Here is a 21,310-nt window from a genome sequence, read left to right as displayed (position 1 = left end):
ATGGGCCTGATCGAGACCAGTTGCAGCCAGGCGCCGCTTGCGGCCGATCCGCTGACGTTGAGCGAGATTGTCGAGAACGGTCTTTGCATCGGCTGCGGCCTCTGCCGGTCGATGGCCGGGCGCGACGTCGAGATGGTGATGACGCCGGAAGGGCGCGAGCGGCCCGTGGTGTTGCGGGAATTGGATAAGCCGACATTGGCGAAGATCAACGCTGTTTGCCCGGGAACACGCATCGCCGGTCCGCCACCCGCGCAGATAAGCGAGGCTGCGTTGGCGGACACGGTCTGGGGACCCGTCGAACGGCTTGTACTCGGTCGCGCGGCTGACCCTATGGTCCGGTTCGTCGGCTCCGGCGGCGGCACACTGACGGCGCTTGGCCAATTCCTGCTCAGCTCGGGGCGCGTAAAATTCGTGCTGCATGTCGCGGCGTCGCGCCCCATGCCGATGCGCACGGAACGCAAGCTGAGCTTCGACGCCGCTTCGGTGCTCGAAGGCGCCGGCTCCCGCTATGGGCCGGCGGCGACGCTGGTGGATTTCAACGACATCCTCGATCGCGGCGAGCCGTTCGCGCTGATCGCCAAGCCCTGCGACATCACCGCCGTGCGCAACCTGGCGCGGCTCGATCCGCGCGTCGACGAGCATATGCGCTATGCGCTCGCCTTCGTCTGCGGCGGCGCGTCGGACCTGACCAAGTCTGAGCAGGTGCTGCAGCGTTTTGGCCTTCGCGAGGACGAGTTGTCTCTCTTCCGCTACCGGGGGCACGGAAACCCGGGCCTCAACCGGATCGAAACCAAGGATGGCCGCGCCTTCAAGATCAGCTACCGGCAGCTCTGGGAAGACGAGGATAAGTGGATGATCCAGCCGCGCTGCAAGATCTGTCCCGACGCGATCGGGCAGGTGTCGGATATCGCGGTGTCGGATGCCTGGCTGAACGGCGGACCAGCCGTCGAGGATGAACCGCTCAACGGCATCATAGTTCGGACAAAGCGCGGGCTGGAGCTGTTCGACGCGGCCGTCGAGGCTGGCGCGCTGGAGATCAAGCGCGAGAGCAACATTGCCGAGATCAGCGAATTGCAGTCGCATCAGGTGCGCAAGCGGCGCGCCGTCTGGGCGCGGCTGAAGGGCATGGCAATCGCCGGCAAGCCGGTGCCTTTTGTCAGCGACCTCGCATTGCGGGATTGCGCCGCGCAGAATTCGCCTGCCGAGAATCTGGCCGAGGGGCGGGGCGCCCGCGATCGCGCCCGACGCGGCCGTCTGGGCGAGCCGCCTGCCGTGGCGCGCGCAACAGTTTAGGGGGGATCGATGAGCGAGCAGACCGAAGTCATCATCATCGGCGGCGGCATGACCGGGGCCGGCGCCGCGTACGAGATTTCGCGCGACAGGAAGGTCGTGCTGTTCGAGCGGGAGAGCCATTGCGGTTACCACACCACGGGGCGTTCGGCGGCTAGCTTCACCGAGAATTACGGCAACGGCGTCATCCGCCGCATCGTGCTCGCCAGCCGGGCGTTTCTCACCGAGCCGCCTGCCGGCTTCTGCGATTATCCGCTGCTCAGCAAGCGCGGCATGATCACAGTGGCACGCGCCGACCAGCTCGACCTGTTGCGCGAGGATCTGGCGGCCGCGCAGGCGCTGGTGCCCTCGATCGTTGCGATGAGGCCGGATGAGGCGATCGCGCACGTTCCGGTGCTGCGCCGGGATTATCTTGCCGGCGCTTACATCGAACCGCATTCGATGGATATTGACGTCAACGGCTTGCACCAGGGTTTTCTGCGCGGCGCGCGGGCGCGGGGCGCGCGTATCGTCACCAAGGCCGGGGTCAAAGGCATCGGTCGGCAAGGCGGACAATGGCGGGTCGAAACGGAAGCGGGCGCATTCCTTGCGCCGCTGATCGTCAATGCGGCCGGCGCCTGGGGTGACGAGATCGCGGCGATGGCGGGCGTCCGCCCGGTCGGCTTGCAGCCGAAGCGCCGCACCGCTTTCAACATCCCCGCACCTTCAGGTGTCGACATTGCCGACTGGCCGCTGGTCAACGATGTCGGCGCGGAGTTCTATTTCAAGCCGGATGCCGGACAGCTGTTCGTGTCGCCGGCCGATGCCACGCCGTCGGAGCCGATGGACGCCTTTGCCGAAGACATCGATGTGGCGATCGGCGCCGAGCGCCTCGAACGGGCAACGACGATCGAGGTGCAGCGTGTGTCGCGTTCCTGGGCAGGCTTGCGGACCTTCGTCGCCGACGGCTCCCCGGTGGTCGGGCCTGACGACGAGTTTCCGGATTTCGTCTGGCTGGTCGGGCAGGGCGGCTACGGTATCAAGACCTCGCCGGCGCTGTCGCGCGTCTGCGCCAGCCTGATCGCCGGCGGCGGCCTGCCGGACGATGTCGCGAGGCAAGGCGTGTCGCTGGACGATCTCACACCGCACCGTCTGCGCAATGTCACGCCCGAAGCCAGCAAGGTTGCTTCATGAACAGCGCCATCCTGACGGCCGGAGGTCACCTGGCCGGGCGCATCCTGGAGACACTCGCTGAAGCCACGACCGATGCGCCGGGCATCACGCGCATCGCCTACGGACCCGGCGAGCGCTTCGCCCACAACCTCGTGCGTGAGGAGGCGCAGAAGCTCGGCGCGGTTGCGCGCACCGATGCCGCCGGCAATCTCTATTTGACGCTCAGTGGCCGCGATCCGGACCTGCCGGCTTTGGTCGTCGGTTCGCATCTCGACAGTGTGGCGCATGGCGGCAATTTCGACGGCGCCGCCGGCGTTGTGGCGGGCTTGGCGGTGATGGCCGAGTTGGTCGCGAAAGCCGTCCAATTGCCGCGCGATCTCATCGTGCTGGCCACGCGCGCCGAGGAAGCCGTCTGGTTTCCGCTGTCCTATCCGGGCAGCCAGGCGGCTCTTGGCTTGCTCGATCCGGAGGCGCTTGAAGCAAAACGATCCGACAGCGGCCGCACGCTGGCCGAACACATGCGAGAGGAAGGGTTCGACCCCGATGCGGTGCGGCGCGGGGTTCCGGGGATCTATGCCGCGCGGATCGCGGCCTTCGTCGAGGTGCACATCGAGCAGGGACCGCGGCTTGTCGCCGCTGGCGCGCCGGTCGGCATCGTCACCGGGATTGCCGGCGGGTTCCGCTATGTCGACGCCAAATGCCTTGGCGCCTATGCCCATTCCGGCGCCGAGCCGCGCTTCGCCCGGCATGACGCCGTGCTTGGCTTTGCCGATCTGGTCGCCGCGCTTGAGATCGAATGGGATGCGCTGGAGCGCGAAGACCATGAGGCGACAATCACCTTCGGCCGTGTGCAATCCGATCCGACACAGCATGGCGGCAGCCGGGTTCTGGGCGAGCTCGGCTTCACGCTGGATGTGCGCAGCGCCGAAGCGACGGTTCTCGAACGTGTCGAGGCGCGGCTTCGGACTATTCTGGCTGAAGTTAGCGCCAGGCGGGGCGTAGCGTTCGAACTCGGGCAGCGTTTCACTTGGGAGCCGGCGACGATGTCGGCAGATTTGGCCGCCAAGCTGGATCGCGCCGCTACCGAATTGCAGATGCGGGCATCGCATGTGCCGAGCGGGGCGGGACACGACGCGGCGACTTTTGCCGGCGCCGGTATTCCAACCGCCATGGTCTTCGTGCGCAACGAGAACGGCAGCCACAACCCGCATGAAGCGATGGAGATCGCCGACCTCGATGAGGCGATCCGTCTGCTCTTCCGCTTCGTCACAGACTTCGACAATCCCTTGGATCAGCCATGAACCTCGCCAAGACCGCCTTGCTCGTCATCGACCTGCAGAACGAATACCGCCCCGGCGCGGCTTGGCCGGTCGTCGGCTATGACGCGGTGCTCGCCAACACCGCCGCGCTGATCGGAGCCGCCCGTGCGGCGGGCGTGCCCGTCATCCATGCGCAGGCATGGGTGAAGCCGGAGGAACGCGACGGCTATGCGCGGCAGGAAGAGATCCTGACCGAGGAATTCCGCTCCGCGGTGGCGGGCAGCAACGGCGCCGAAATCTGCGCCGAGGTGGCAGCGCTGCCCGGCGACATCGTCATCCACAAGCATTGGCCAAGCGCCTTTCGGCGGACCGATCTTTCGCAGCGGCTCGCCGCCCTTGGCATCGAGACCCTGATCGTCACCGGCGTGCTCACCGACAGCTGCGTGACCGCGAGCGTCTTCGACGCGGTTTACGAGGGGTTTCGCGTCTGGCTGGTCAAGGACGCCTGCGGCAGCATGACGGAGGCCATGCACCGCACCGGCATGCTCGACATGGCGAACCGGCTTTATGGCGGCGGCATTCTTCGCCATCCCGAGGCGCTGAAGGCGCTGGCCGACCACCCCTTCGACGGCTGGCGCTGCACGCGGCCGGTGGAATTTGCCTACACACTGGAAACGGTCGATGGAATTTACGAGGCGCTGTGATCGGCGCCGGAGTTGCATGCGCCTCTGACGATCGGCTTTGAGGCCGAAGGCTTGAGAACCGCGCCAGGCAGCGCTCCAGTGGCTCTCCCTTTTCGCCACACCGATACGCCGTTCACAAAGACATGCTCGATACCGGCGGCGGGCCGGCGCGGTTCCTCGAAGGTGGCGGTGTCGATGATCGTCTCGGGATCGAAGACGACGAGATCGGCGAAGTTGCCTTCGGCCAGCAGGCCGCGTTGCGCGATGCCGAATTCCTTCGCGGGCAGCCCGGTCATGCGGAATACGGCCTCCTCCAGGCTGAACAGGCCGACATCACGCGCGTAGTGCCCGAGCACGCGCGGAAATGTGCCCCACAGGCGCGGATGCGGATGGATGTCGTGCGGCAGGCCGTCCGAGCCGATCATGGTGCGCGGATGCGCGATGATGTTGCGCACATCGTCCTCGTCCAGCTGGAAATAGACGGCGCCGGCCGGCAGCAGACGCTCGCCGGCCTCGCGCTCGGTGCAGTTCCATTCGCGCGCGATGTCGGCGATCTCGCGCCTCGCCATCTCCGGATGCGGGTCGGACCAGGTGATGAGGATCTTCAGCCCGGTGTCGCAGCGCTCCAGGCGCAGCACCGTGGAACTCGCGGCATAGGGATAGACGTCCATGCCGATATCCATCGCCTCGCGCGCCCGGTCGATGCGCTCCAGCGAGGGTCGGCTCTTGCCGAAATTGGCGCGGCCGGTGCACTGGTGGTGCGAGATGAAGAGCTTGCCGCCGGCGTGATCGGCAATGTCGATCGCTTCCTCGATGGCTCCGTCCATCGTCTCGAAATAGTTGCGCGTGTGGGTGACATAGGGACCACCCAGGCCTGCCGCCGTGGCGGCCAGAGCCTTGACCTCGTCGGTCGAGGAGTTGACGGCCGGTGGATAGTCGAGGCCGGTGCTGAGGCCGAACGCGCCTTCGGCCATCGCTTCGGCAACCGCTTCCTGCATCGCCGCCGTTTCGGCTTCGGTGGCCGGACGATCGGTCACCGGCATGCAACGCTGGCGCAAGGTGGTGTGGCCGACAAGCAGGGCGGCGTTGGTGGCGATGCCGCGGCGCTTCAGCTCGGCGACATAGTCGGCAAAACGGTCGAAGCGGAAATTCTCGCGGCCGCCGACCAGCGTGAAGGGCGGCGGTGGGGTCTTGTCGAGCAGCAGCGGCGCCAGGCTGACACCGCAATTGCCGGCAATCACCGTGGTGACGCCCTGGCTGATCTTCGGGTCCATGCCGCGCGGGGCTAGCAGCGCGCCGTCGTCATGGGTGTGCACGTCGATGAAGCCTGGCGCGACCACCTTGCCCTTGGCGTCGATCTCCTCGACGCCCTGCGCATCGTCCAGCCGACCGACCGCCATGATCCTGTCGCCAGTGACGGCAATGTCGGCCTCGAAGGGTTTCGAGCCGTCGCCGGCGATCAGCGTCGCGTGGCGGATGACAAGATCATAAGGCATTGCATAAATTTCCTAAGCTTCCGGATTAGCCGCGATCTCCTCGCGGCGATGCGCGACATAGGCGTCGAGCTCCTCGCGGATCGCGGCGTCCATCACCGGCTCCTCGTAATCGTGCAAGGCCTGCTGCCAGAGCTCGGTCGCCCGCTCCAGCGCGTCCTTGCCGCCGGCTTCCTGCCAGGCGCCGTAATTCTGCCAGTTGGAGAGCATCGGTTGGTAGAAGGCGGTGGTGTAGCGCGACATGGTGTGCTCGGCGCCGAAGAAATGGCCGCCGGCCGGCACCGACTTGATCGCCTCGAAGCCGAGGTCGTCCTCCTGGAACGGCAGCGGCCGCAGAAACTCCATCATGTTCTGCAGGATCTCGACGTCCAGCACGAGCTTTTCGTAGGACGCTGTCAGCCCGCCCTCCAGCCAGCCGGCGGCGTGATAGATCAGATTGGCCCCGCCAAGCACCGCGCCCCAGGTCGCCATTTCAGTTTCGTAGGCCGCCTGCAGGTCGACGACGTTGGAGGCATTCGCGTTGGAGGTGCGGTAGGGCAAATTGTAGCGGCGCGCCAACTGCCCGGCGATGATGTTGGCCTTGGCGTTTTCCGGCGTGCCGAAGGCCGGCGCGCCCGACTTCATGTCGACATTGGAGGTGAAAGCGCCGTACATCACCGGCGTGCCGGGGTTGACGAGCTGCGTCAGCGTCACGCCGAACAGCGCCTCGGCATTCTGCTGGCAGAGCGCGGCGGCAAGCGTCACCGGCGTCATCGCGCCCATCAGCGTGAAGGGGGTGACCGTCACCGGCTGGCCATGCTCGGCCATGGCGATCAGGCCTTCGGCCATCGCGTCGTCGAACAGGCGTGGCGAGTTGATCGAGATGATCGTGGTCACGCCCGGCGAAGCGCGCATCTCCTCGACCGAGATGCCGCGCGCGATCGCCATCATGTTGATGCCGTCCATCGCCCTGGCGCGGCCAATCGCGGTGCAATGGAAGGAGAGGTCGCTCAGCGTCAGATTGGCGTGGTAGGTGTCGAGATGGCGCGAATTGGCCGGCAATTCGATCGGCGCTACCACCTGGTTGCCGATGATGTGGATGGCGTTGAAGTGGTGCGCCAGCCGGATGAAGTTTTGGTAGTCGGGGAGGTTGCCTGGACGCCGGCCGTTGATGCGGTCATGCACATTGGGCGGACCGGCGACCAGTCCGAAAACCAGCGAGTTGCCGCCGAAATGGAGCTGCTTTTCGGGATTGCGGCTGGTCAGCGTGAAGGAGGAGGGAACGTTGCGCAGCGCCTCGGCGACGATGCTCTCGTCGATGCGGATGGTGTTGCTCTCGCGATCGACGGTGGCGCCAGCCTTGGAGAACAGGTCCATCACCTTTTCGCTCATGACGCGGATGCCGAGTTCCGACAGGATGCGCATCGATGTCTTGTGCAACTGCTCCATGCGCTCCTCGTCGAGAAGCTGCATGGGCGGGTAGGGATTTTTCACGCTCTGCCACGGCAGTTGCGCGATGCCGCCGCCGCTGCGTCCGAGCTTCGATCGGCGACCGCCGCCGCGCCTGTCCTGTGACATCGGATTATTTCCTCCCGATCCTCTTTCTTCGCAATTCCGGACGGAAAACCGCTCACACTTTTCCTGGAATTGCTTTCAATAGCCGCGTTCCGGATTGACCACATTCTCCAGCGGCTCACCTTTGCGGTAGCGCGCCAGATTGTCGGCGAACATGTGCAACGACTTGATGTCCCAGCCGTCATAGACCGCCGCGCAATGCGGCGTGATGACGACGTTTTCGTAACCCCAGAGCGGGTGCTCGGCCGGCAGCGGTTCGGTCGCGAAAACGTCGAGCGCCGCGCCCTTGATCCGCTTGTTGTCGAGCGCGCTCAACAACGCGGCCTCCTCGACGACGCCGCCGCGCGAAATGTCGATGAGCACGGCGGACGGCTTCATCGCGGCGAAGGCGGCCTCGCCAAACAGACCGCGCGTGGTCGGCAGCAGAGGCACGCAGCAGACGATGAAATCGGCGCGGCCGATCAGTGCCAGCAGCGCGTCGGGACCATGAACCTCGTCGAGCGAGGGCATTGGTTTCGGCCGTGCGCGGACGCCCAGCGTGCGCATGCCCATCGCCTGGGCGCGGCGCGCGACGGCCTCGCCGGTCTTGCCGAGGCCGATGATGAGGAGGGTCTTGCCCTCGATCGGCTCGACGCGGCCGCCGCCCCATTGGCGGGCCTGCTGCCGGCGTTCGAAACCGCGCAGGTCGAGGGAGAAGGAGAGCATCGCGCCCAACGCATATTCGGCCAGCATGCCTGCGGCGACGCCGGCCGAATTCGTGACCATAACATGCGCCGGATCCCAGCGCCCGAGATGATCGGTGCCGGAGCCGCCGATCGACACCCATTTCACCGTCGGGCTCTCGACGAGAGCTTGGCGCGGATAGCGCGGCGTGCCGTCGAAGCGGATCGAATAGACCACTTCCGCGGCGGTTCGTTCGATCAAAGCGGGAAGGCCGGCATAGGTATCGCAGGCACGGACGTCGAGGTCCGGATGCGTCTCGGCGAGCACGGCTAGTGCGCCCGCCGGCTTGTCGGTGTGCAGGATGATTGTTGGGCGCGCCGACATCGCGAGCTCAATTGCGGCCGATATGGTCGGCGGCGCTGCCGAGGGCGGCAAGCAAAGCTCGGCCGCTTTCCAGTGTCGCATTCTCGTGCGGGGCGCGCAGGTTCAGCCAGCGCCGGTCGCCAGACTTGACCGCAAGTACGGCCTTCATCGCCGGGATCAGTCCGGCATCCTGGATCACCTTCCTGAACGCCTTGATGGCGGCATCCGCCTCGGTGACGTCCTCGCCCTTCCGGGCCGCGTCATAGAGGCGGCGGATGGCGGCGGCGTTCAGATTGACCGTGGCCGAGATGCAGCCAGCAGCGCCGCTCGCCAGACCCTTGGTGAGCTGCGCCTCCGAGCTTGGGAACACCGAGATACCGGGCGCGGCGGCGATGACGGCGGCTGTGTTGTTCCAGTCGCCGGCGCTGTCCTTGTAGGCGACGACGGTGTCCGGAAAGGCCTTGCTTAGCCTGGCCGTCAGAGCGGGGCTGACCGGCACACCCGAATTCTGCGGGATGTGATAGAGGATCACGCGCATCGAAGGCTTCGCCACCTTCTCGATCAGCTCGCTGTAATAGCGCGCCTGACCATTGTCGCCGGCGCCGGTGTAGAAGAAGGATGGCAGCACCATGACCGCGGTGCAGCCGAGGCCGACGGCATGCGCCGAAAGCTCGACCGTTTCCGGCAGCGCGGTGACGCCGGTGCCGGGCATCAGCCGGTCCGGCGCGATGCCGGCCTCGACCAGCCATTCCAGCGCCTGCATGCGCTCGCGCAAGGACACCGACAGCGCTTCGCCCGTCGTGCCGAAGGGCGAGAGGAAATGCGCGCCCTGGCCGAGCACCCATTTAGCGTGGGAGATCCAGAGATCGCGCGCGATGCGGCCGTCGTCTTCGAACGGCGTCAAGATCGGGGCGATGGTTCCTTGCGGGCGGGTCATGAATGTCCTCTATGCTGGTCTGTGTGGCCGGCCACCGATGCCACGGCGCGGGCGAAGTAGGCCGAAGCGGTGACGTCGAAGAGTATGTCGAAACCTGCCGGCGAACGGAACGTCACGGCCTCGATATGGCCGACGCGGGTCTGGGCGATATCATCGGCGCCGAATTTTTGCGATCTCAGGTCCAGCGCGCAAAGACTGCACATCGCTTCGGCGAGGCGGGGGCCGGAAAGCCGCATCCATGCCCACCCTTCCTCGCGCCATGACGAGTAGCCTTTCGGCGCCGGGGCGGCCTGCCAGATGGCTTTAACATCGGCGAGAGTTTCCGCGGCGTCCTCCGCGAGGAGCAGGATGTCCTCGTTGCCGAGCCGAAGGACCCTCGTACCGCGATGCTCGCCGATGCGGTTGACTGCGGGGAGGGGAATGCCGCGCTGGCCGAGCCAGTCGGCGCTGCCGCCGCCTTTCAGGCCGAAGCGCGGCTTGTCTGTAAGATCGCTCAGCGTGACCGCGCCGGAAATCAGCGTCGTGCCGTCGGCCGCGCCGCCGGGCATGAAGGGATGGAGGCGGGTCGCGGTGCCGTCGGCCATCTTAGATCTCCTGCCGCGCATTGGTCGGATCGAAGAAGGCGTGGCCGACGACCGGCACGTGGACCAGCTCGCCATTGCGGCACTTCACCGTCACGCGGCTGCCTTCCGCCTGGTCCTCGACGTGGACATAGGCCAGCGCAATATAATGCCCGAGCGACGGCGAATATCCCACCGAGGTGATCTGGCCGACGGGAGCGCCATTGCGCAGCACCAGGCAGCTTTCGCCAGGGATGTTGCTGGCGCCGGCGGGGAATTGCAGCCCGACCAGCTTGCGCGTCTGCCCGAGCCTTGCGCGCATCTCGATGGAGCGCTTGCCGACGAAGAACGGCTTCTTCTTCGAGACCGCCCAGCCGAAGCCGAGTTCGTCGGGCGTGGTGATCGCATCCGTATCCTGTCCGATCAGGATGTGGCCCTTCTCCAGGCGCAATATGCGCGACGCCTCCAGCCCGTAGGGGCGCAGGCCATGCGGCCGTCCCGCGGCCATCACGGCATCCCAAAGCGCGGGAGCCAGGCTTGAGGGGCAGTGCAGTTCGTAGCTTAGTTCGCCCGTGAAGCCGATGCGCATCACCCGCACCGGAACGCCGGCGACGGTGCCTTCGCGGCCGCTGAGATAGGGGAAGGCGTCGCGGCTGAAATCAATGTCGCTCTGCAGCGCTTCGAGCACTTGGCGCGCCTTGGGTCCGGTGACGTTGAGGCCTGAGAAGGCGCCGGTGAGATTGAGCACGTCGACCTTCAGTCGCCACTCGGCATTCCAGAACAGCATGTCGGCATAGACGCGCGCCACCGCGCCGGTGGTTGCCGTCACATAGAACTGGTCCTGCGCCATCCGGTAGGCGACGCCATCGTCGACCACCGAGCCCATCTCGTTGAGCATCAGGCAGTAGCGCACGCGGCCGACAGGCTGGCTGGCATGCGCCATCGTGTAGAGGCGATCGAGGAACTCGCCGGCGTCCGGCCCGCGGATCTCCAACTTGCCGAGCGTCGAGACGTCGAGCAGGCCGACGCCTTCGCGCACCGCCAGGATTTCTTCGCGGACGGCTTCGTCAGCACTGCTGGAGTCACTGTAATGATAGGGCCGCCACCATGCGCCGACCGGTTTCATCGCGGCGTTGAGTGCGACGTGCCTTGCATGCAGCGCCGTGCGGCGTTCCAGCGCCTCGTGGTGGCCGGCAAGCACGCCGAGCGTTTCCGGCCCCACGGGAGGACGCGCCGTGGTGATGCCGATCTCGCCGACCGTCCGGCCGGTTGCCTCGGCGACGATCCGGGCGGTCGCCAAGGCCGAGTGACGTCCCTGGCTCGGGCCCATGCCGACAGTGGTGAAGCGCTTGACCAGCTCGATCTCGCGATAGCCGTCCTTGGTGGCGTTCTGCAGATCCTTGACCTGCAGATCCTCGTCGAAATCGACGAAGTCGCGTCCCTTGGGATCGGCGACGATCGGTTGCACATAGCGTGGCCGGGCGACTTTTGGGCTGGCCGCCGGAGGCTCATCGGCAACCGCATGGCCGAGTCTCGAGAGCGCGGCCGACGCCGCGCGCCGGCCGCTGGCGATGGCATCCTCGATCTCGTCCGTGCCGGCAACGGCGCCGGCGAGATGGACCGGACCTTCCGGCAGCGTGATCGCCATCGTTTGCGTGGCGGCGTCGTACCCGACCTTGCCGCCGGCCTGACACGGCAACTGCCACGCCGGGGCGCTGCCGATCGAAACCGTCAGCAGGTCGCAGGCGATCCAGCTTCCGCCGACACGGACGCGGGCGAGGTGACGATTTCCGGCCGTGCCTTCCGCCGCCTCGATAGTCGCGCCTTTGCGGATGGCGACGCCCTTGCCGCGGAGATCCGCTTCCAGCGGACTGGTAGCGCCGGCAGATCTCGGATCGACCAGCTCGACGACCGATACGCTGGCGTCCAACAGATCGAGCGCCGTCCGGTAGCCGTCGTCATGGGCGGCCAGCACCACGGCACTGTCGCCAGGCCGCACGCCATAGTGGCGGATCAGGCGCTGCGCGGCTCCGCCGAGCATGACCCCCGGCAGGTCGTTGTTGCGGAAGACGGCCGGCTGCTCGATGGCGCCAGTCGCCAGGATCACCTCCCGGGCGCGTGTCCGATGGAGGCGATCGCCGTGAATCAGCGGCAGCCAATTGTCCTCGTACCAGCCATTGCAGACGGTGCCGGTCAGCAGCTTGAGATTGGGCAGCGCCGCGAGCCGTGACGACAGGCCGGAGAGGACGGCCGGATCGTAGCGGCCATAGCTTAGCGCGCCGCCGATCTCGGGATTCTCCTCGCACAGCACCACATCGGCGCCGGCATCCGCGGCGGCAATGGCGGCGCTCAGTCCCGTCGGGCCGGCGCCGACGACGAGCACGTCGCAATGCAGATGCGTCTTGTCGAAATGCCGGTGCGGAGCCTTGGTGTCGACCACGCCGAGGCCCGCCTTGCGGCGGATCATCGGCTCCCAGAATTTCAGCCAGCTGTCGCGGCCCGGCCCCATGAAGGTACGATAGTAGAAGCCGACCGGCAGGAAGCGGCCGAACCTGTCCATTATGGCGTCGCGATCGCGCTCGAGCGAGCCGTTGATATTCTGGGCGCTAACCCGCAACCCTTCGCTGATCGGCGTCCGCTCAGCGGCGGCGTTCGGCTCGAACGGCAGCTGCACCAGCGCGTTGGCGTCGGCCCCGGTCATCGACAGGATGCCGCGCGGGCGGTGGTATTTGAACGAGCGCGACAGCACCCATTGGCCGGACGCGGCGAGCGCGCTGGCGATGCTGTCGCCTTCATAGCCTTCAAAAGGCTTGCCCTCGAAGCTGAAGCGGATGCGGCGGCTTCGGTCGATCCGGCTTCCGAAGGGGGCGGGCAGCCGGTTCATGCGTGGTCCCGCAGGTCGGAGGCGTCGAAGGTGCGGATGATCTCGTTGCTGACCAGGTCGCGCTCGGCCAGGAAGAAATAGTTGCTCGGCACGTGCCGCCACCATTCGACCACGATGCCCTTGCGGTTTTCGGCCCGGAACAGGTGCCGCGACCAGTCCCTGTCGGCGGTTGCGTTCGGATCGGGTCGCGCGCGCATCGGTCCGAAGGACTGGAACTCGTCGATGTTGCGCGGGCTGTTCATGGGGCAGGTGAGCAGTTTCATGGATCAATGGCTCGCGGCGGTCGCGCCCATTTCATTGAGCAGCCGGAAGGTTTCGAACCGCTCCAATGCAAATGGCTTCAGGATGTCGGGCATGCGGCCCTCAGCGATCGTCTGCGCCATGCGCTTGCCGGCGACGGGAGTCGCCTTGAAGCCCCAGGTGCCCCAGCCGCAGTCAAGCCAGAGATTGGTGAGCGGACTCGCCCCCATGATCGGGCTGTAGTCCGGCGTCATGTCGGTGATGCCGGCCCATTGCCTCAGCAGCCGCACGCCCTGCAGGAAAGGAAAGAGGTGGACGGCGCCTTCGGCGAGGTGCTCCTTCATGTCGAGCGTCGAGCGCGTCGAATAGAGCTGGTAGGGGTCGGAGCCGCCGCCGATGACGACCTCGCCGCGCGAGGATTGCACCAGATAGGTGTGCAGCGAGACCGAGGAGACAAGCGTGTCCAGCCAGGGTTTCAACGGCTGGGTCACCATGGCCTGTAGCGGGTAGCAGCGGATCGGAAGCTCGACGCCGGCCATCAGCGCCACGTCGTAGTTCATGCCGCCGGTGGCGATCAGCACCTGGCCGCAGGCGACGCGGCCTCGGTTCGTCTTGACGGCCTGGACGCGGTCGCCGATGACCTCGAAGCCTTGCACTTCGGTGCGCTGATGGATCTCGACTCCGCGCCGCGATGCCTGGGCGGCATAGCCCCAGGCGACTGCGTCGTGGCGCGCCGTTCCGCCGTCGGCGTGCCAGAGCCCGCCGAGGATTTCGAGCGGGCCGCCATAGTCCATGTTCAGCAGCGGACAGAGCTCCTCGACGCCCTTCTGGTCGACGACCTCGGTGCGCGTGCCCATGTGCTTGCCCATCTCGGCGCGCATATGGAAGCTGCGCATCGTCGCCTCTGTATGCGCAAGCGTCAGCTGGCCGCGCTGCGAGAACATGACGTTGAAGTCGAGCTCTTGCGACAGCCGCTCGAACAGCTCGACGCCCTCCTTGTAGAAGGCGATGCCTTCCGGGGTGATGTAGTTGGAGCGGATGGTGGTGGTGTTGCGCGCCGTGTTGCCGCCGGCGAGGTAGCCCTTCTCCAGGACCGCCACGCTCTTTATGCCGTGATATTTGGCAAGATGATGCGCGCAGGACAGTCCATGTCCGCCGCCGCCGATGATGACGACGTCGTAGGCCGGCTTCAGCTCCGGCGTTGCCGGGATGTCGCCGCTGACCGGATAGTCCCTGCTGAGACCATATTTCAGAAGTCTAAGAGGCATTGCGGGCTCAGCTCGAGGCCTCGGGAGGATCGTAGAGCAGCGCCGAGAGATCGGAGAAGCGGCTGTCGCGGTCGTCGAGCGAAAGCACCGCGTCGCGGATCGCCGCGGCGCGGCCGGATCCGAGCACGGGCGCGGCGAACTCCATATATTTGGCCTCGACGTCCTGCTTCGACATCGGCGCTTCGGGGCCGCCGCGCGCGTGCACGTCGCCAGACATCAGCACGCGTCCATCATTGGTCGTGATGATGACGTCGGCCCAGCGGCCGGCCGGGAAGCGGGCGCTGTGGCGCTCTGTCTCGGTCACGCTGATGCGGGTGAGCATGTCGGCGACAGCCGGATCGGCGAGCCCGGCGCCGGAAATATGCTCGAGCCCGATGCGCCGGTGGATGATGAAGGTCGCGACGGCGAAGCGCAGGCTGTACTGCGCCTTCGAGGTCGTGTCCGGCATGCCGTCGAACAGGGTGGCGGCATAATGGAAGCTGTTGATCTGGACATGGGCGATGTCGGAGGCGCCGAGATTGTGCGCCAGGCAGAGCCCACGCACCGCGTCGATCGCCGCATGCGCCCAGCGGCAGATCGGATAAGGCTTCACATACTGATGCAATGACTGCCAGAACACGCCGAGGTCCTGCCAATGCCTCGCAACCTCCGGCGCCTCGACGGTGATCGCCGGCGCTCCGGTGAAGCCGCGTTCGGCCAGCACCGCCGCCGAAAGGCCGATGAGGGCGCCGGGGCCGGAGCCGTCATGCAGCATGGTCGGCGTGGCGATCTCGCGCATCATCTGGCTGCGCGGGCCATGATACTCGGCAATGCCGAGCGCCTCGCGCAATTGCGCTTCGTCCAGCCGCCGCAGACGCGCCGCGACCGCCGCCACGCCCAAGGCGTTCCAGGCGCCGGAGGTGTGATAGTCGCTCACCGTCGCATGCAGGGCGATGCCGGCCCGGCCGGCGACTTCATAGCCGATGACCAGCGACGCCAGCGCCTCCGGCCCGGTGAGGTCGGGCCTTGCTTCCGCGAGCGCGGCAAGCGCCGGCACGACCGCGACGCCGATATGGCCCTTGGTGGGGCTGTAGCCGTCATGGCCGTCAAGGTTGTCCGTCTGCGTGGCGACTGCGTAGGCCGCGCCGGCAATGCTGGCGCGCCGCCCATCGAACAGCATGCGGGCCGAGTATTGCGGATCGTTGGAACCGTAGAGCAGCACGGCGGCATCGCGGGCGATCCGGCCTGCTTCCATCGGTCCTGCCGCGATGGCGATGCCGAGCGTGTCGAGCAGCAGGTAACGCGCCTGTTCCAGCACCGCTGTGGGGAAGACGCAAGCGGGACGGCGCAGCACGAAATCGGCAAGGCGCGTGAACGTATCGGAACTGACGACAGGCCCCTCACGCCGGTACGACGGCACAGCCACGCGCTTATCTCCCCTGTCTTCTCACAACATCATTAAATTGGGTTCATCGCGCAGGCACGCGATTAGTTTGGCGGCTTTGGCCAAAAATATTGATGCCATGTCGCTTGTCCGCGATTGAACGGCCGGTCGCCCATGCGATAGCTATGGACATTACGCAGCTGGAGACCGGGATGAAGCCGCCACCCCCCTTGAACTATATCCGCTCGTTCGAGAGTTCTGCCCGCCATTTGAGCTTCACCACGGCTGCCAAGGAACTGGGTTATACGCAAGCCGCGGTCAGCACGCATGTGCGCGCGCTCGAACACTATATCGGCCGGCAGCTGTTCATCCGCTATCCGCGCAGCCTGAAGCTGACCGAGATGGGGGAGGCGTTCCTGCCGACCTTGCGCCAGGCGCTCGACCAGATCGACCAGGCGACCGAAGCGATCGTGGCGTCCTCGCGAAACAAAACCGTGGTCGTCTCCTGTCCGATGAGCCTTGCGGAAAACTGGCTGGCGGGCTGCATGGCCGCGTTCCGCAAGAAGCATCCCGAGATCGAGATCGTGCTGCACGGCACGATCTGGGAAGACTTGAGCGAACAGATCGCCGACATCACCATCTCGACGCGGCGCTTCGACGACCGGCCGCCTTCGGCGATCCCGCTCTGGAACGACGAGCTGGTCCTGCTCTGTGCCCCGAGCATGCTCGAGGGCGAGCATGCGCTGAAGACGCCGCAGGACATGCTCAAGGTGGACTGGATCTTCGTGCATGGCCGGCAGGAATACTGGCAGGTGGTGACCGAGGCGCTCGGCGTCGACATGGAGGACCACGACAAGGGCCTGTCGACCAACGCCTCCAACATCGCGCTCGAACTGGCTGCCATGGGCGCCGGCCTAGTCGCCACGCAACGCTCTCTATCTCACGCCTATATGCATCGCGGGCTGCTGGTCGAGCCGTTTCCGGTGCGGCCGCCAAGCCCCTGGAATTACTATCTGACCGAGAGCCAGCTCTCGAAGGGAAACATTGCCCGCACGGTCAGGGAATGGATCCTGTCCAGGGCCAGGGAGGACGCCGCCCGACCTTAGAGTTTGACGCAATTCCGGACGGAAAACCGTTACACACTTTTCCTGGAATTGCTCCAGCACCGGTTTCAGCCTCAAAAAATTGGCGCGCCAATGGCATTGTTTTTTAGGCCTTAACGGCCGGTTTTCTGCGGTTTGTGAAGGGCCGAGCCCTTCCGGGATTTTTGCATCGCCCCTAACATGCGTGCCGCAAGGGGAATGCAACGGGCAAAAAGCCCTGAACCGGAGAACAACGATGACAATGTTCAAGAGCAACGGTGACCGCGTCCCGGCGGTCATCGAAAGCTACGCAGCCGAAGTCAAGAAGGGCGGAATGGACCGCCGCGAATTCCTGGCCATGGCCAGCGTGATGGGCGCTTCCACGGCGCTCGCCTATTCGATGGCGGGGATCGAGCCGGCCAAGGCCGCCGCACCGTTGCCCGGCAAGAAGGGCGGCATCCTGAAGATGCAGATGATCATCAAGGACATGAAGGATCCGCGCGCCTGGGACTGGTCGGAGATCGCCAATGTCATGCGCCAGTGCAACGACTACATGATCCGCTACACCACCGACTTCACCTTCGAGGGCCATCTGGTCGAGAGCTGGGAGGTAAGCGACGACGCCACCGAATACACGCTGCATCTGCGCAAGGGGGTGAAATGGTCGAACGGCGACGACTTCAATGCCGACGACATCGTCTACAACATCGAACGCTGGTGCGATAAGACGGCCGAAGGCAATTCGATGGCCGGCCGCATGAGCTCGCTGATCGATCCCGCCACCAAGAAGGCCGCCGCCGGCGCAATCACCAAGGTCGACGACCATACGGTGAAGCTGAAATGCCGCCAGTCGGACGTCACCATCATCCCCGGCTTTTCCGACTATCCGGCGGTCATCGTCCATCGCGACTTCGACAAGAACGGCGCCGACATGCTGAAGACGCCCGGCACCGGCCCCTATGAGCTGATCTCCTACAAGGTCGGCGAGTCGGCTTCGGTGAGGCGGCGCAAGGACTTCACCTGGTTCGGCGGCGAGCCCTATCTCGACGGCGTCGACTGGGTCGACTATGGATCGGACGCCTCCAACCCCGCCATCGGCAGCGCCTTCGAGGCCGGCGAGATCGACTGCAACTACCAGACGGTCGGCGGGACCGTCGATCTCTATGACAGCATGGGCCTGGTCAAGGAGCAGGTGGTCACCGCCGGCACGATCGTGCTGCGCACCAACGTGACCAACAAGCCTTACGACGACAAGCGGGTCCGCAACGCTATCCAGCTCGCGGTCGACAATGAGACGGTGCTGAAGCTCGGCTATAGCGGTCTCGGCCAGGTCGCCGAAAACCATCACGTCTGCCCAATCCATCCGGAATATTACGAGCTGCCCAAGGTTCCGCGCGACCTGGCCAAGGCCAAGGCGCTGATGGCCGAGGCCGGCCAGACGGACCATGAGTTCGAGCTGATCTCCTACGACGCCGACTATGTGAAGGACCCGGCCGACGTCGTCGCCGCGCAGATGCGCGACGCCGGCTTCAAGGTCAAGCGCACCATCATCCCGGGCTCATCGTTCTGGAACGACTGGACGAAATATCCGTGGTCGACCACCGACTGGGGCATGCGGCCGCTGGGCGTGCAGGTGCTGGCGATCGCCTATCGCAGCGGCGAGGCGTGGAACGAGTCCGGCTATGCCAATCCTGAGTTCGACAAGAAGCTCAACGAGGCGATGGCCGTCGCCGACCCGGCCAAGCGCAAGGAGCTGATGAAGGAGGTGGAGTTCATCCTGCAGGACTCCGGCATTCTGGTTCAGGCGTTCTGGCGGTCGCTCTACCGCCACCATGCCACCTATGTGAAGAACCTCGGCATGCACCAGACCTTCGAGCTGCAACTAGACAAGGTCTGGCTGGACAAGGCCTAGATCGGGCGGATCGATGCAATATTCAGGGGCGCATCCGCGCCCCTGAATTCACCGGCGACTGCGATCGATCAGTCAGCTAAATGAAATCCCAAAGCGCTGCCAAAGAGCGCGAAGCAAGTCGCCGAACAAAGGGAAGAAAGCTCAATTATGCGTACTCATGCACAAGCCGTTGTCATTGGCGGCGGCCTGATCGGCTGCTCGATCCTTTATCATCTCGCCAAGTTCGGCTGGACGGATGTCGTGCTTCTGGAGCGCAGCGAGCTGACCTCCGGTTCGACTTGGCACGCGGCGGCCAACATCCACGGCCTGCATGATTCCACCAACATCAGCCGGCTGCAGCACTACACGATGGCGCTCTACAAGGAGCTGGAGGCCGAGACCGGCCAGGGCTGCGGCATCTTCCAGCCGGGCTCGCTCTATCTCGCCCAGACCGAGGCGCGCGAGCATCAGTTGCGGCTCCAGGAAGCCAAGGCGCGTCGCTACAAGATGAATTTTTACGAGGTCGGCCGCGACGAGGCGGAGCGGCTGCATCCGCTGGTCGATTTCGGCGGCATTCGCTGCATCATGTATGAGCCGGAGGGCGGCAATGTCGATCCGTCCGGCGTGACGGCGGCCTATGCCGCGGGCGCGCGCCAGCGCGGCGCCCAAATCCATCGCTTCACGCCGGTCACGGCGACGGAGGCGCAAGCGGACGGCAGCTGGATCGTGCGCACGCCGAAGGGCGACATCCGCACGCAATGGGTGGTCAACGCCGCCGGCCTGTGGGGCAGGGAGGTCGCCGCCATGGCCGGGCTGCAACTGCCGCTGATCCCGACCGAGCACCAGTATTTCGTCACCGAGACCATTCCCGAAATCGCCTCCATGGGCCGGCGCCTGCCTTCGGTCGCCGACCGCGACGGCGAATATTATCTGCGCCAGGAGGGCCTGGGGCTGCTGATCGGCGCCTATGAGCGCAACATGAAGTTCTGGGCCGAGGAAGGCACGCCGCTGGATTTCGGCCACGAGCTGTTTCCCGACGATCTCGACCGCATCGAAGAAAACATGATGCGCGCCGTCCAGCGTGTCCCCGCCGCCGCCACAGCCGGCGTCAAGAAGGTGATCAATGGCCCGATGATCTGGTCGCCTGACAGCGCGGTGCTGTTCGGGCCGGTGCCGGAGCTCAGCAATTATTTCTGTTGCAACGGCATCATTCCCGGCTTCTCGCAGTCGGGCGGCATGGGCAAGCTCGCCGCCGAATGGCTGATCGAGGGCGAGCCTTCGCTCGACATGTTCGGCTGGGACATGGCGCGGTTCGGTCATTGGGCGGGCAAGTCCTTCACCAAAGCGCGCGTGCAGGACCAGTACAGCCACCGTTTCAAGATCCATTTCCCCAACGAGGAGCGCGCCGCCGGCCGTCCGGTGCGTACCCGGCCGGTTTACGACATGCAGAAGGAGATGGGCGCCGTGTTCGGCCTCAATTTCGGCTGGGAACATCCGTTGTGGTTCGCCGCGGCAGGCGAGCCGCGCGAGGAGACGGTCGGCTTCACGCGCCAGAACTGGTGGGGGCCGGTGGGTCGCGAGGCGCGCATGCTGCGCGAACATGCCGGCATCATCGACATCTCCAATTTCGCCAAATACGAAGTGAAGGGCCCGGGCGCGGAAGCCTGGCTGAATGCGCTCTTCGCCAACCGGATGCCGGCTAAGGTCGGCAACTCCTGCCTCACGCCGCTGATCGGCAAGCGCGGCGGCATCGCCGGCGACTTCACCGTGACCAGACTGGCGGAGGACGAGTTCATGGTGATCGGCTCGGGCATGGCCGAGCGTTTTCATCAGCGCTTCTTCAAATCGGTGCCGCTGCCCGAAGGCACAACCTTCCGCTCGCGCACCGAGGAGCTCGGCGGCTTCAATGTCGCCGGACCGAAATCGCGCGAATTGCTGCAGCGGCTCACCAATGACGACCTGTCGAACGAGGCCTTCCCCTTCATGCGCTCGCGTCAGATCACCGTGGCCGGCGTCGATGTCGTGGCGCTCAGGGTCTCCTTCACCGGCGATCTCGGCTGGGAGCTGCACTGCAAGGCTGCCGACCAGGTCGAGCTCTACAGCGCGCTGCTCAAGGCGGGCGCGGAAGTCGGCGCCGGGCCGGTCGGCTCGCGGGCGCTGATGTCGCTGCGCGTCGAGAAGGGCTACGGCAGCTGGAGCCGCGAGTACTCGCCGGAATACTGGCCGCAGGAGGTCAAGCTCGATCGCCTGATCAAGACGGACAAGGACTTTCTCAATCGCGACGCCTATCTCGCCGTCGCCGAGAAGCCGGCGCGGGACGAGCTCATCATGCTTTCCGTCTCGGCCAAGGATGCCGACGCCACCGGTGGCGAGCCGATCTTCCTGCCGGACGGCACGCCGATCGGCCAGGTGTCGTCGGGAGCCTATGGCTATTTTGTTGAGCAATCGCTGGCGATGGGCTACGTCAAGGCAGGAACCGCCAAGGCCGGCGACAAGGTGACCGTCGCCATACTAGGCAGGCCCCATGATGCGGTGCTGCTCGCGCATCCGCCCTTCGACCCGGAGGGCAAGCGGCTGCGGTCGTAGGGGCAGCCGTCGCCTGAGACCGCCAGGCGGCGATTGCCGCCG

Annotated in this window: 16 protein-coding genes; 7 read left to right on the top strand and 9 right to left on the bottom strand. The window is 65.7% G+C overall.

All coding sequences use genetic code 11. The annotated features are described in order from the left end of the window. Genes EJ068_RS02460 through EJ068_RS02445 form a run of 4 tightly spaced genes read left to right on the top strand, consistent with a single transcriptional unit; the run spans nucleotide 1 to nucleotide 4,405 of the window. On the top strand, nucleotides 1–1,293 hold the full coding sequence (locus EJ068_RS02460; RefSeq protein ID WP_127250238.1) for a Coenzyme F420 hydrogenase/dehydrogenase, beta subunit C-terminal domain: 1,293 nt from the start codon (nucleotides 1–3) through the stop codon (nucleotides 1,291–1,293). A gap of 9 nt (nucleotides 1,294–1,302) precedes the next feature. Continuing rightward, nucleotides 1,303–2,463 (top strand): FAD-binding oxidoreductase, encoded by a 1,161-nt coding sequence (locus EJ068_RS02455; RefSeq protein WP_126082260.1) that lies wholly within the window; start codon nucleotides 1,303–1,305, stop codon nucleotides 2,461–2,463. Then, entirely contained in the window at nucleotides 2,460–3,743 is a 1,284-nt protein-coding gene (locus EJ068_RS02450; RefSeq protein WP_127250237.1) for a Zn-dependent hydrolase, read from the top strand. The genes EJ068_RS02455 and EJ068_RS02450 overlap by 4 nt, the downstream gene beginning before the upstream one ends. Beyond that, nucleotides 3,740–4,405 (top strand): isochorismatase family cysteine hydrolase, encoded by a 666-nt coding sequence (locus tag EJ068_RS02445; protein ID WP_126082262.1) that lies wholly within the window; start codon nucleotides 3,740–3,742, stop codon nucleotides 4,403–4,405. Before EJ068_RS02450 ends, EJ068_RS02445 begins: the two co-directional genes overlap by 4 nt. Here the strand turns inward: EJ068_RS02445 and EJ068_RS02440 are convergent. From EJ068_RS02440 to EJ068_RS02400, 9 genes are all read right to left on the bottom strand, one after another. After that, the gene (locus tag EJ068_RS02440; protein ID WP_127250236.1) at nucleotides 4,390–5,880 is read right to left on the bottom strand and encodes a D-aminoacylase; all 1,491 of its coding nucleotides are present in this window, start codon (nucleotides 5,878–5,880) and stop codon (nucleotides 4,390–4,392) included. The two genes, EJ068_RS02445 and EJ068_RS02440, sit on opposite strands and share 16 nt — an antisense overlap. Nucleotides 5,881–5,892: 12 nt before the next feature. Then, nucleotides 5,893–7,434: a trimethylamine methyltransferase family protein gene (locus tag EJ068_RS02435; RefSeq protein WP_127250235.1), complete on the bottom strand. Its 1,542-nt coding sequence runs from the start codon at nucleotides 7,432–7,434 to the stop codon at nucleotides 5,893–5,895. Nucleotides 7,435–7,509: 75 nt separating this feature from the next. After that, complete coding sequence (locus EJ068_RS02430) at nucleotides 7,510–8,478, bottom strand: D-2-hydroxyacid dehydrogenase (protein WP_127250234.1); 969 nt, start codon at nucleotides 8,476–8,478, stop codon at nucleotides 7,510–7,512. Between the two features lie 7 nt (nucleotides 8,479–8,485). Then, nucleotides 8,486–9,394, bottom strand: coding sequence for a dihydrodipicolinate synthase family protein (locus tag EJ068_RS02425; protein WP_127250233.1), 909 nt, complete (start codon nucleotides 9,392–9,394; stop codon nucleotides 8,486–8,488). Continuing rightward, nucleotides 9,391–9,978 carry a hypothetical protein gene (locus tag EJ068_RS02420; RefSeq protein ID WP_127250232.1) on the bottom strand — a complete coding sequence of 196 codons (588 nt, stop codon included), beginning with the start codon at nucleotides 9,976–9,978 and terminating at the stop codon, nucleotides 9,391–9,393. The genes EJ068_RS02425 and EJ068_RS02420 overlap by 4 nt, the downstream gene beginning before the upstream one ends. A 1-nt stretch (nucleotide 9,979) precedes the next feature. Continuing rightward, the gene (locus EJ068_RS33595) at nucleotides 9,980–12,838 is read right to left on the bottom strand and encodes a 2Fe-2S iron-sulfur cluster-binding protein (RefSeq protein ID WP_127250231.1); all 2,859 of its coding nucleotides are present in this window, start codon (nucleotides 12,836–12,838) and stop codon (nucleotides 9,980–9,982) included. Continuing rightward, nucleotides 12,835–13,101 (bottom strand): sarcosine oxidase subunit delta, encoded by a 267-nt coding sequence (locus EJ068_RS02410; protein ID WP_127250230.1) that lies wholly within the window; start codon nucleotides 13,099–13,101, stop codon nucleotides 12,835–12,837. The genes EJ068_RS33595 and EJ068_RS02410 overlap by 4 nt, the downstream gene beginning before the upstream one ends. Before the next feature lie 3 nt (nucleotides 13,102–13,104). Then, entirely contained in the window at nucleotides 13,105–14,346 is a 1,242-nt protein-coding gene (locus tag EJ068_RS02405) for an FAD-dependent oxidoreductase (RefSeq protein ID WP_126082270.1), read from the bottom strand. Nucleotides 14,347–14,353: 7 nt separating this feature from the next. Further along, complete coding sequence (locus EJ068_RS02400) at nucleotides 14,354–15,751, bottom strand: MmgE/PrpD family protein (protein ID WP_245463320.1); 1,398 nt, start codon at nucleotides 15,749–15,751, stop codon at nucleotides 14,354–14,356. 170 nt (nucleotides 15,752–15,921) lie between these two features. Between EJ068_RS02400 and EJ068_RS02395 the strand changes: the two genes are divergently transcribed. The 3 genes from EJ068_RS02395 (at nucleotide 15,922) to EJ068_RS02385 (ending at nucleotide 21,268) form a co-directional block, all read left to right on the top strand. After that, a complete protein-coding gene (locus tag EJ068_RS02395) occupies nucleotides 15,922–16,815 on the top strand; it encodes a LysR substrate-binding domain-containing protein (protein ID WP_126082271.1) in 894 nt (297 codons plus the stop codon). 232 nt (nucleotides 16,816–17,047) lie between these two features. Further along, the gene (locus EJ068_RS02390) at nucleotides 17,048–18,703 is read left to right on the top strand and encodes an ABC transporter substrate-binding protein (RefSeq protein WP_127250229.1); all 1,656 of its coding nucleotides are present in this window, start codon (nucleotides 17,048–17,050) and stop codon (nucleotides 18,701–18,703) included. A 147-nt stretch (nucleotides 18,704–18,850) separates the two neighbouring features. Next, nucleotides 18,851–21,268 carry an FAD-dependent oxidoreductase gene (locus EJ068_RS02385; RefSeq protein ID WP_127250228.1) on the top strand — a complete coding sequence of 806 codons (2,418 nt, stop codon included), beginning with the start codon at nucleotides 18,851–18,853 and terminating at the stop codon, nucleotides 21,266–21,268. Nucleotides 21,269–21,310: the final 42 nt, after the last annotated feature.

The sequence above is a fragment of the Mesorhizobium sp. M2A.F.Ca.ET.043.02.1.1 genome (genome assembly GCF_003952405.1).
GTDB lineage: Bacteria > Pseudomonadota > Alphaproteobacteria > Rhizobiales > Rhizobiaceae > Mesorhizobium.
The sequence above is the reverse complement of the archived record's forward strand: the minus strand, read 5'-3'. Positions and strand labels throughout refer to the sequence as shown.

What these genes read in the sequence shown, in the direction of transcription:
- EJ068_RS02460 (WP_127250238.1), top strand. Translation starts at nt 1, where the DNA reads ATGGGCCTGATCGAGACCAGTTGCAGCCAGGCGCCGCTTGCGGCCGAT.
- EJ068_RS02455 (WP_126082260.1), top strand. Translation starts at nt 1,303, where the DNA reads ATGAGCGAGCAGACCGAAGTCATCATCATCGGCGGCGGCATGACCGGG.
- EJ068_RS02450 (WP_127250237.1), top strand. Translation starts at nt 2,460, where the DNA reads ATGAACAGCGCCATCCTGACGGCCGGAGGTCACCTGGCCGGGCGCATC.
- EJ068_RS02445 (WP_126082262.1), top strand. Translation starts at nt 3,740, where the DNA reads ATGAACCTCGCCAAGACCGCCTTGCTCGTCATCGACCTGCAGAACGAA.
- EJ068_RS02440 (WP_127250236.1), bottom strand. Translation starts at nt 5,880, where the DNA reads ATGCCTTATGATCTTGTCATCCGCCACGCGACGCTGATCGCCGGCGAC.
- EJ068_RS02435 (WP_127250235.1), bottom strand. Translation starts at nt 7,434, where the DNA reads ATGTCACAGGACAGGCGCGGCGGCGGTCGCCGATCGAAGCTCGGACGC.
- EJ068_RS02430 (WP_127250234.1), bottom strand. Translation starts at nt 8,478, where the DNA reads ATGTCGGCGCGCCCAACAATCATCCTGCACACCGACAAGCCGGCGGGC.
- EJ068_RS02425 (WP_127250233.1), bottom strand. Translation starts at nt 9,394, where the DNA reads ATGACCCGCCCGCAAGGAACCATCGCCCCGATCTTGACGCCGTTCGAA.
- EJ068_RS02420 (WP_127250232.1), bottom strand. Translation starts at nt 9,978, where the DNA reads ATGGCCGACGGCACCGCGACCCGCCTCCATCCCTTCATGCCCGGCGGC.
- EJ068_RS33595 (WP_127250231.1), bottom strand. Translation starts at nt 12,838, where the DNA reads ATGAACCGGCTGCCCGCCCCCTTCGGAAGCCGGATCGACCGAAGCCGC.
- EJ068_RS02410 (WP_127250230.1), bottom strand. Translation starts at nt 13,101, where the DNA reads ATGAAACTGCTCACCTGCCCCATGAACAGCCCGCGCAACATCGACGAG.
- EJ068_RS02405 (WP_126082270.1), bottom strand. Translation starts at nt 14,346, where the DNA reads ATGCCTCTTAGACTTCTGAAATATGGTCTCAGCAGGGACTATCCGGTC.
- EJ068_RS02395 (WP_126082271.1), top strand. Translation starts at nt 15,922, where the DNA reads ATGAAGCCGCCACCCCCCTTGAACTATATCCGCTCGTTCGAGAGTTCT.
- EJ068_RS02390 (WP_127250229.1), top strand. Translation starts at nt 17,048, where the DNA reads ATGACAATGTTCAAGAGCAACGGTGACCGCGTCCCGGCGGTCATCGAA.
- EJ068_RS02385 (WP_127250228.1), top strand. Translation starts at nt 18,851, where the DNA reads ATGCGTACTCATGCACAAGCCGTTGTCATTGGCGGCGGCCTGATCGGC.